This is a genomic window from Porphyromonas sp. COT-239 OH1446 (genome assembly GCF_000768875.1).
Lineage (GTDB): Bacteria > Bacteroidota > Bacteroidia > Bacteroidales > Porphyromonadaceae > Porphyromonas.
In genome coordinates, this window is record NZ_JRAO01000009.1 from 79164 (window position 1) to 89109 (window position 9946).

At 55.6% G+C, this 9946-nt stretch carries 6 protein-coding genes; 4 read left to right on the plus strand and 2 right to left on the minus strand.

Features of this window, described 5'->3' with window-relative positions; genetic code table 11:
• The first annotated feature begins 147 nt into the window (after positions 1-147).
• From HQ37_RS01740 to HQ37_RS01755, 4 genes are read left to right on the plus strand one after another with little or no spacing between them, the layout of a single operon-like run.
• Positions 148-1398 carry a U32 family peptidase gene (locus HQ37_RS01740; RefSeq protein ID WP_036879532.1) on the plus strand — a complete coding sequence of 417 codons (1251 nt, stop codon included), beginning with the start codon at positions 148-150 and terminating at the stop codon, positions 1396-1398.
• A gap of 27 nt (positions 1399-1425) precedes the next feature.
• A complete protein-coding gene (locus tag HQ37_RS01745) occupies positions 1426-1836 on the plus strand; it encodes a thioesterase family protein (RefSeq protein ID WP_036879534.1) in 411 nt (136 codons plus the stop codon).
• Between the two features lie 27 nt (positions 1837-1863).
• Positions 1864-4533, plus strand: coding sequence for a DNA mismatch repair protein MutS (mutS, locus tag HQ37_RS01750; RefSeq protein ID WP_036879536.1), 2670 nt, complete (start codon positions 1864-1866; stop codon positions 4531-4533).
• Between the two features lie 7 nt (positions 4534-4540).
• A complete protein-coding gene (locus HQ37_RS01755; protein WP_036879538.1) occupies positions 4541-5308 on the plus strand; it encodes an exodeoxyribonuclease III in 768 nt (255 codons plus the stop codon).
• 96 nt (positions 5309-5404) lie between these two features.
• Here the strand turns inward: HQ37_RS01755 and ppc are convergent, their stop codons facing one another.
• Positions 5405-8050 (minus strand): phosphoenolpyruvate carboxylase, encoded by a 2646-nt coding sequence (ppc, locus tag HQ37_RS01760; RefSeq protein ID WP_036879540.1) that lies wholly within the window; start codon positions 8048-8050, stop codon positions 5405-5407.
• A 145-nt stretch (positions 8051-8195) separates the two neighbouring features.
• Positions 8196-9314, minus strand: a complete 1119-nt coding sequence (meaB, locus tag HQ37_RS01765; RefSeq protein WP_052080683.1) for a methylmalonyl Co-A mutase-associated GTPase MeaB — start codon at positions 9312-9314, stop codon at positions 8196-8198.
• Between the last annotated feature and the right edge of the window lie 632 nt (positions 9315-9946).

Here is a 9946-nt window from a genome sequence, read left to right on the forward strand (position 1 = left end):
GGGCTATTCGTGTAGGGCATAGAGCCCAGCCCAGCTGTCGAGGTCTGAGGAGCTTGAGAGGGGCTGGGCAATAATTTGTACCTTTGTACTCCTCCCTGTTTCATAGCTAGAGACCCCGAGGGAGGATTATTTACCTATACTATAATAATGAACGTATCCGAGTACGAAATCATGGCCCCTGTGGGCTCGTATGAGTCGCTTATGGCTGCTATCCATGCAGGGGCAGACTCCGTTTACTTCGGCATCGAGGGGCTCAATATGCGCTCCAAGAGTGCCAACAACTTCACCACAGAAGACCTCTACCGCATTGCCAGCATTTGCCGCGAGCATAGGGTTAAGAGCTATCTGACGGTCAATACAATCATCTACGACGAGGATCTCCAGCTCATGAGACAGATCATTGATGCTGCCAAGGATGCTGAGATCTCTGCCATCATAGCAGCAGATGTCGCCCCGATGCTCTATGCCCGAGAGGTGGGGGTAGAGGTGCATCTCTCGACACAGCTCAATATCACCAATGTAGAGGCGTTGCGCTTCTACGCACAGTTCGCCGATGTCGTCGTCCTGGCCCGAGAGCTGAACATGGATCAGGTGGCCGAGATCTACAAGGCGATCATCAACGAGCCGATCACTGGGCCTCGGGGCGAACCGATCCGCATTGAGATGTTCGCTCACGGAGCACTCTGTATGGCTGTCTCGGGTAAGTGCTACCTCAGCCTGCACGAGCAGGGCAAGAGTGCCAATCGTGGGGCTTGCTCGCAGATCTGTCGCCGATCCTACGAGGTAACGGAGAAGGTAAGCGGCATGAAGCTGGCCGTCGAGAATGAGTATATCATGTCGCCGAAGGATCTGAAGACGATCCACTTCCTCAACAAGATGCTCGACGCCGGAGTGCGAGTCCTCAAGATCGAGGGGCGCGCTCGAGGGCCTGAGTATGTAGACGCCGTCGTACGTGCCTACCGAGGGGCCGTGGATGCCTACTGCCGTGGGGAGTACAACCAGGCAGCCGTCGAGGTATGGGACGAACGTCTCGGGGAGGTCTTCAATAGAGGCTTTTGGGATGGCTATTACCTGGGTAAACGCCTCGGCGAATGGACACCCAACTATGGCTCCTCCGCCACCAAGCAGAAGGTCTATGTGGCTAAGGTAACGAAGTACTTCGGCAAGATCGGTGTGGCCGAACTGCTCGTCGAGAGTGGAGCGATCACGGTCGGCGACGAGGTCCTCATCTCTGGCCCAACGACAGGGCTGGTGCGCTATCGTGTCGAGGAGATCCGAGTAGACCTAGAGCCTGTGCAGCAGGCCATCAAGGGCCAGCTCTGCTCGATCGCCACTCCCGACAAGGTGCGTCCAGGCGATAGACTATATCTATTCATCGACCGAGAGGTCAAGCAATAAATCATTTCATTACCCTAATTACTTGCAATGAAGCAAAAAGAGTATCTATTCTCTCTCGACATGAAGGTACGCGACTATGAATGCGACCTACAGGGAGTGGTGAACAATGCCAACTATCAGCGTTACATGGAGCATACCCGACATGAGTTTTGGGAGAGCTTCGGGGCAAACTTCGGACAGATGCACGAGGCTGGACTCGATGCCTTTGTCTATAAGGTAACGATCACCTACCGCAAGTCGTTGCGCAGTGGCGACCGCTTCCGCTCGGCCCTGAGCTGTCGTATCAAGTCGCCCAAGCTAATCTTCGACCAGGATATTCTCTTCGAGGATGGCACGGTGGCTGCCAGCGGAGAGGTCGAGGTAGTCGCAGTGCAGGACGGCGTGATTACCCGAGGCGAATACTTCCAGGAGCTACTTAAGGACGTGCTCAATAAGTAATTCATCCCCTCTCACCCTCCAGAAGCCATGGCTAAGAAAGTTGTCGAGACCCCGATGATGCAGCAGTTCTACCAGATCAAGCAGAAGCATCCCGATGCTATCCTGCTTTTTCGAGTAGGAGACTTCTACGAGACCTTCTGCGAGGATGCGATAGATGCCTCTGAGATCCTCGGCATTACACTGACACGTCGAGCCAATGGCTCTGCTCAGTTCGTCGAGCTCGCAGGCTTCCCTCATCATGCCCTAGACACCTATCTACCGAAGCTCGTTCGTGCTGGTAGACGTGTAGCCATCTGCGATCAGCTCGAGGATCCGAAGCTGACCAAGAAGCTGGTCAAGCGGGGTATTACCGAGCTGGTAACCCCAGGGGTTGTCATGGGGGACAATGTCCTCAAGCATAAGGAGAATAATTACCTTGCGGCCGTCTATCTGAGCTCCGACTTTGCCCGTGCAGGCTTGTCTCTTCTAGACATCTCTACGGGGGAGTTCCTCTGCTCCGAGGGAGACCTGGATCACATCGACAAGCTCCTGGAGAGCTATCAGCCCAAGGAGGTACTTGTGGAGCGGAAGCAGAAGGGGGAGTTTGCCCGTAGGTTCGACTGGCGAGGCTTCGTTTTTGACCTAGACGACTGGTGCTTTGCCGAGCTGAACAATCGTGAGAAGCTCCTGGCACACTTTGGTTTACAGAGCCTCAAGGGCTTCGGCATCGATCATCTGAGCTATGCCCTCTCCAGCTCGGGGGCGATCCTCAATTACCTTGAGATGACCAGCCACCACAAGATCGGGCATATTACGACGCTGCGCTGCATCGATCGCTCGAGCTTCGTGCGCCTGGATGCTTTCACCCTGCGTTCACTCGAGATCCTAAGCCCGATGAACTCGGATGAGGGACGCAGCCTCCTGGAGGTCATCGACCATACCCGAACCCCGATGGGAGGGCGATCGCTGAGACGTTGGCTGACCTTCCCCCTCATCGATGTCAAGGCGATCGAGGAGCGTCAGAGCGTTGTAGAGGCATTGGCCAGTGATGTGCCCTTGCTCCAGGCCATCGAACAGGCCCTGAGCTCGATCTCGGACGTGGAGCGACTAATCTCCAAGGCTGCTGTAGGACGCATTGGCCCTCGAGAGGTCAATCAACTTCAGCTCTCACTGAGGTCTCTGGCGAGCATACAAGAGATCTGCCAGAGCTCTCCCGCTGAGGTGCTGCATCGCTTTGCCGAGCAGATAGATCCCTGTCTCGAGCTCTGCGAGATCATCTCGCAGACACTCGTGCCAGAGCCCCCCCTAGCCCTTGGCCGAGGTGATACGATCGCCCCTGGCGTAGACACAGAGCTGGACGAGCTACGCTCACTTGCCTCGGGAGGCAAAGACTATCTGGCACAGCTGCAGGAGCGAGAGAGCTCTCGTACGGGGATCACGAGTCTCAAGATCGCCTTCAATAATGTCTTCGGCTACTACATCGAGGTGCGTAATGCCCACAAGGACAAAGTCCCTAACGACTGGATTCGAAAGCAAACCCTCGTCAATGCTGAGCGATATATCATGCCCGAGCTCAAGGAGTACGAAGAGAAGATCCTCGGGGCGGAGGGGCATATTGCCGCCCTCGAGGCAAGGCTCTTCGCCGAGCTCGTGCAGCGTATTGGCCTACATACACAGACCATACAGCGCAATGCCCAGCTGATTGCCAGCATTGACTGTTTGCAGAGCTTTGCCTCTTGTGCTCAGAGGTATGAGTACACCCGCCCCAAAGTCAGCGATAACCTCTCGATTAGGATCGAGGCTGGCCGCCACCCCGTCATTGAGCGACAACTACCTCTTGGCCAGCCCTACATCCCTAACGATGTCTGTCTCGATACCGAGCAGACTCAGATCATGGTGATCACTGGGCCTAACATGAGCGGTAAGTCTGCCCTGCTGCGACAGACTGCTCTGATTACCCTTTTGGCGCAGATAGGTTCGTTCGTCCCAGCCCGTAAGGCCGAGATCGGAGTGGTCGATAGCATCTTCACTCGAGTGGGAGCTTCGGACAACATCTCTCGAGGCGAGTCCACCTTTATGGTAGAGATGCAGGAGGCAGCAGGCATCCTGAACAACTTTACCTCTCGCAGCCTCATCCTCTTCGACGAGCTTGGGCGAGGGACGAGTACCTACGACGGTATCTCCATCGCTTGGGCCATAGTGGAGTATCTGCACGATAATCAGCATGGTCGCCCCAAGACTCTATTTGCCACGCATTATCATGAGCTCAATGAGCTAGAGGGAAGGCTCGATCGGGTTAAGAACTACAATGTGTCGGCCCGAGAGATTGAGGGCAAGATGCTCTTCCTACGCAAACTCGAGCGAGGTGGTAGTGAACATAGCTTTGGTATTCAAGTTGCTAAGCTCGGGGGAATGCCCCTCTCCGTAACCGATCGGGCAAGCTCAATCCTCGCTCAGCTCGAGGCCGACCATGCCTCCGTCGGGCAAGCGAACCCAAGCGAACCCAAGCCCAAGGTCAAGAGTAAGAGTCGCCAAGAGCTGTTGCACATCGACCGTCCACAGAACCTGCACGGAGTACAGATGAGCTTCTTCCAGCTTGATGATCCTGTACTCGAGCAGATCCGAGAGATGCTGCTCAAGGTCGAGATCAACCACCTGACTCCTCTACAGGCTCTCAACAAGTTGAGCGAAATCCAAAGCCTACTCAAGATGAGATAACAGGGCCGTGAAGATCTCCTCCTACAATGTTAACGGCCTGCGTGCGGCCCTAAGGCATGGACTCCTAGACTGGATACAGCAGGAGCGTCCCGAGGTGATCTGCCTCCAGGAGACGAAGTGCACTCTCGGGCAAATCGACCGAGCCCCCCTTGAGGCAATGGGCTACGAGCTCTATCTCTTCCCCGCTGAGAGGCGGGGCTACAGCGGTGTGGCTATCCTCTCTCGACATCAGCCCACGAGTGTCGTCTATGGCATGGGGATGCCTCTCTACGACAGAGAGGCTAGGCTCATGTACATCGAGCTCGAGGGATTGTGTGTCATCTGTGTGTATCACCCCTCTGGCTCTAGTGGAGCGGAGCGCATTGCCTTCAAGCTAGAGTGGCTTGAGGCCTTCTCCTCGTTCGTCCGAGGTCTGAGGCAGCGGTATAGAGACGTGGTGATCTGCGGCGATTTCAATATCTGCCACGAGGCTATAGACATCCACGACCCAGTGCGCAATGCTCGAGTAAGTGGCTTCTTGCCAGAGGAGCGTGCCTGGATGACAGCCTGGTTCGCAGAGGGCTATATCGACGCCTTCAGGGCTTTGCACCCAGAGCGTATTGCCTATTCTTGGTGGAGCTATCGCACAGCTGCCAGAGAGCGGAACAAGGGTTGGCGCATCGACTATACCATCCTCTCTCAGTCGCTGGAGGGACGACTGTTGGAAGCATCGATAGATACTGAGGCTCGGCACAGCGATCACTGCCCCATTTCGCTCGTCCTCAGTGAGCCTTAGGAGAGAGAGCTCCCTAAGCTCCCAAAGTTCAGCCCCGCCCAATCTCCATTGGAGATCGAGCGGGGCTGAGTGCTATATAAGTCCAAGTCCTACGGCCTAGCCAGAGTTACGCACTCCTGCGGCGATACCTGAGATAGTTACCATGAGTGCCTGTTCGAGGGCTGGGCTTGGGGTATCGGTTGCGCGCGAACGACGCAGGAGCTCTACCTGTAGCAGGTTGAGTGGAAGCGTGTAGCTTGAGCGCATCTGTACATGGTCAGCCGCTCCGTCGGAGACGTCCTCCATCAGTACGGCATCGTGAGAGATGGAGAGGATAGTCTCAATGTCTCGTCTGAGGCGTTCGCGCAGGTCATCACCTAGATACTGTAGCTCTGGGGCTACGAGCTGACGATCGTAGTATTCAGCCACGGCAATATCGCTCTTGGCATAAACCATTTCGAGCATACTGATGCGGCTGTTGAAGAAGGGCCACTCCCGATACATGGTCTCAAGCAGCTCTACCTGTCCTTGGTCAATGGCCTGCTGCAGAGCTTCGCCTGCACCCAGCCATGCGGGCAGCATCAGACGGTTCTGAGCCCAACCAAAGATCCAAGGGATGGCTCTCAAGCTCTCGAGACTTGGGGTAGAGCGTCGCTTTGCAGGGCGTGAACCCATGGGTAGCTTGGCGAGCTCGGCCTCGGGGGTTGCCTGGTAGAAGTAGGAGATGAAGTCGGGGTTGCGTCGCACGACACCTTGATAGATCTGGCAAGAGCTATCCCGCAGCTCGTCCATGATGGCTCGCCACTGAGGCTGAGGCACTGGAGGGGGGAGGAGGTTAGCCTCGAGGATAGCCTCAAGATAGAGGTCTAGCGTATGGATGGCAATAGCAGGCTGGCCGAACTTGAAGCGGATCATCTCGCCCTGTACCGTAACACGGAGGCCTCCCTGTAGAGAGCCTGGGGGCTGAGAGAAGAGTGCTCGCTTGGCAGGGCCTCCACCTCGACCGATCGTGCCCCCACGTCCGTGGAAGAGGGTCAGCTGTACGCCTGCTTCACGGCAGACCTCGATGAGCTCCTCCTGGGCGCAGTACTGAGCCCAGCCTGCGGCTAGAGCTCCTGCATCCTTGGCAGAGTCAGAGTACCCGATCATGACCATCTGCCTGTTGTCGATGATGCCCCGATACCAGCCGATGTGGAAGAGGTCTCGCATCACGCTGGCAGCAGCCTTGAGGTCTGCGAGGGTCTCGAAGAGAGGCCCTACGGGTAAGCGATAGGGACAATTCGTCTCCTTGAGTAGGAGATGTACAGCCAGGATGTCCGAGGGGGTCTGCGTCATTGAGATAAGGTAGACGGGGATAACGCCCTCGGGGGTTTCGGCGATCACACGGCAGGTCTCGAGTACCTCTGCCGTCTCGGGGCTAGGAGTCCAATTGCTGGGGATCAGAGGACGCTTGGATGAGAGCTCGCGGATGAGGAAGGCCTGCTTCTCCTCTTCGCTCCAGGACATGTAGTCTCCGAGGCCAATATAGCGAGTGATCTCAGAGATCGCCTCTGCATGACGAGAGCTCTCCTGTCTAACGTCTGTACGCACGAGCGTAACACCAAAGCAGCAGATGCGACGGAGTGTGTCAGTGAGCTTATCTCCCGCAATGCTATCCATCCCACAGGCAATGAGCGAATGGTAACACTGCATGAGGGGCTCCCACAGCTGACGATCGTAGTAGATGACCTCCTCGGATATAGGCCCTTGCTTGCCTGCGATGCGCTTGTCGAGGAAGGCGATGGTATGGCGAAGCTGACTGCGCAGCCGCTTCATCAGCTCACGATAGGGCTCCTGCACCTCCTGGTCGCCTAGATAGGCTCGGAACTCTTCGGTGCACTTGCTCATCGAGAGCTCTCGTACCAGGACTTCAATGTCGGCCAAGAAGAGCTGAGCGGCACGCTTGCGGTTCTGCAAGAGAACTTCTCGAGTAACGGTGGCCGTTACGTTGGGGTTGCCATCGCGGTCGCCCCCCATCCAAGCGGTGAACTGGATCGGACGAGCATCTATGGGTAGGGTATAGCCCTCGAGGGTCTGCTCGAGTTGAACATTGAGCTCTCGGATGAAGCTAGGCACTGCATGCCAGAGGCTGTTCTCGATCACATCATTGCCCCACTTGGCCTCCTCGATGGGGGTTGGGCGACGCTTGCGGATCTCGTCCGTGTACCAGTACTGTACGATGAGCTGGCGCAGACGACGCATCAGCTGAGCCCTCTTGTACTCTGGCAGGTCAGCACGCTCGAGCTCCTCGAGACATTCGCTTGTCTCGTTGAGGTTGTTGATGAACGAGCGGCGATTAATCTCTGTAGGGTGTGCCGTGAGGACGAGATCCATATTCATCTGTTCGAGGGCAGTGATGATCTCCTCTCTGGAGCATCCCTTGGCCTTGAGCTCTCCGCATAGGGAGACAAAGCGGATGGGGTTGCTGTCGCCTCGGGTGATGAGAGAGATGGCATTAAATTGCTCAGCCGTGTTGAGCAAATTAAGTGATTGGTTGAAGGTCTGAGCGATGTGCAGCAGCTCCTGATCCGAGAGGGTCTCGAGGCAGTCGAGCGGATTATTCTCTGCCCTAAAGCCGAGTGTCGTCGTCTCGTGCGAGAGTTCTCGAATGCGCTCGATGCGCTCGGTCATCTCCTCGCCGAGTGCTTTGCGCACAGTATCGGTGAGTAGTTCGCCAAGCATTACTACGTTATCGCTGATGCGATTCGTTTGATCTTGCTTCATTGTTTTGAGTTGGTTTGGGTTAGATGCAGTAAGCCGACCTCAGCCGAGTGCCTCGATGAGGCAATCCCTTGTCGGTCTACTCTGTCGAGGCGACAGCCTACTGGTTTTGGATAATATAATATTGGATGAAAGTTCACAGATGGGCTTAGGGCTTACCCTTGAGGGTGTCGTAGTAGGCATCGAGTAGCTTCTGCGCCCCAACGAACGAGGAGATCTGATCTCTTAGGATCTGCTCCTCAATCTCTGGGCGTAGGCTCGAGACGATGGGATTGCCATAGAAGGATCGGTGCAAGGCTTCATTGACCGTCTCGTACATCCACCACTTGGCCTGCCGTTGCCGCTTCTCGACGAAGTAGCCCGAGTCCATGGCGAAGTGGCGATACTCGTCCACCATGTCCCAAATCTCCTTGATCCCTAGGCCGTAGAAGCCGGAGTAGGTGAGTACCTTGGGTTTCCAGCCCGACTCGGTGGGGGGGAAGAGGTGCAGAGCGTTGCGGAAGTGCGTTGCGGCCAGGTTGGCCTTGTCTATATTGTCTCCGTCGGCCTTGTTGATCACGATTGCATCGGCCATCTCCATGATACCTCGCTTGATGCCCTGTAGCTCGTCGCCAGTGCCAGCCAGTTGGATCAAGAGGAAGAAGTCTACCATCGAGTGCACGGCCGTCTCACTCTGCCCTACACCCACGGTCTCGACGAAGATCGTATCGAAGCCAGCGGCTTCGCAGAGCATGATCGTCTCGCGGGTCTTGCGGGCCACACCGCCGAGCGAGCCTGCTGAGGGACTGGGCCGAATGAAGGCATTCTTCTCACGAGACAGGGCCTCCATGCGTGTCTTATCGCCGAGGATGCTTCCCTTGGTACGCTCGCTACTAGGGTCAATGGCCAGGACAGCCAGCTTGCGGCCCTGCTTGACGAGGTGCATCCCGAAGGTGTCGATCGAGGTACTCTTACCCGCCCCTGGTACGCCTGTGATGCCTACTCGGATCGAACGGCCCGTATGAGGGAGGCAACGCTCGATAATTTCTTGGGCGATGACCTGATGCTCGGGCAGATTACTCTCGACGAGCGTTACAGCCTGACTCAGGCAAGTAATATCCGAGGCTAATATCCCAGCGACAAATTCGTCTACACTATAGCGACGCCGTGCAATGCGGCGGAGGTGAGGATTGACCATTGGCTTCTTATCGACACCCTGATTGACCTTGAGCCCTAGGTAGGAGGGGTCATTCTCCGGGTGATGAAGCATTTCTTCATTGATGTCCATGATCAGTTCGTATTATCATTTGCAATTAGCCCCAAAGTTAGCATTAACATTCGTAAGGGCCAAGCCAATGCAGAATAACGAGGGCAAAATGCCTCACTCTGCCGACAACCTTTTCCGCATGCTCGATCTCGCTCCTACCCAGCTCTCATAGAGCTCCTACTTAGACCTTCACTACGACCGCTCTTAGTTCTCCATTGTGATCCTATTTAACCCTCGACCGAGCTCCTACTTGAGTCTCCACTGCGATCCTACTTGAGCCTCTATTGAGCTCCTATTTGGATCTCCACTGCGATCCTATTTAACCCTCGATAGACGCCCTACATTGGATCTCTATTGTATTCTGTTGCGCATCGAAAAAGCTGAGAGTGGGGGGATCATTAGGCAGTGATCAAACCTTAAGCGTCGAGTGGCTCCGAATGCTTTGCCGTTATTGAGGAGTATTTTTAGATCTCTCCCACAGCAAATCCGCTCTCGAGGGCTTGCTATATTCAACTTAGAAGTGCAAATTTTGGCAGTGGGATACAGGCTTTAGCCCCCTAAATACCTAGAGGGGGTTGCAGGGGGAAACCTCCCCCTGCTTGATGTAGGTTCAAGATAAAAGAAAAGGAGAGACCTTTGAGAGTCTCTCCAAT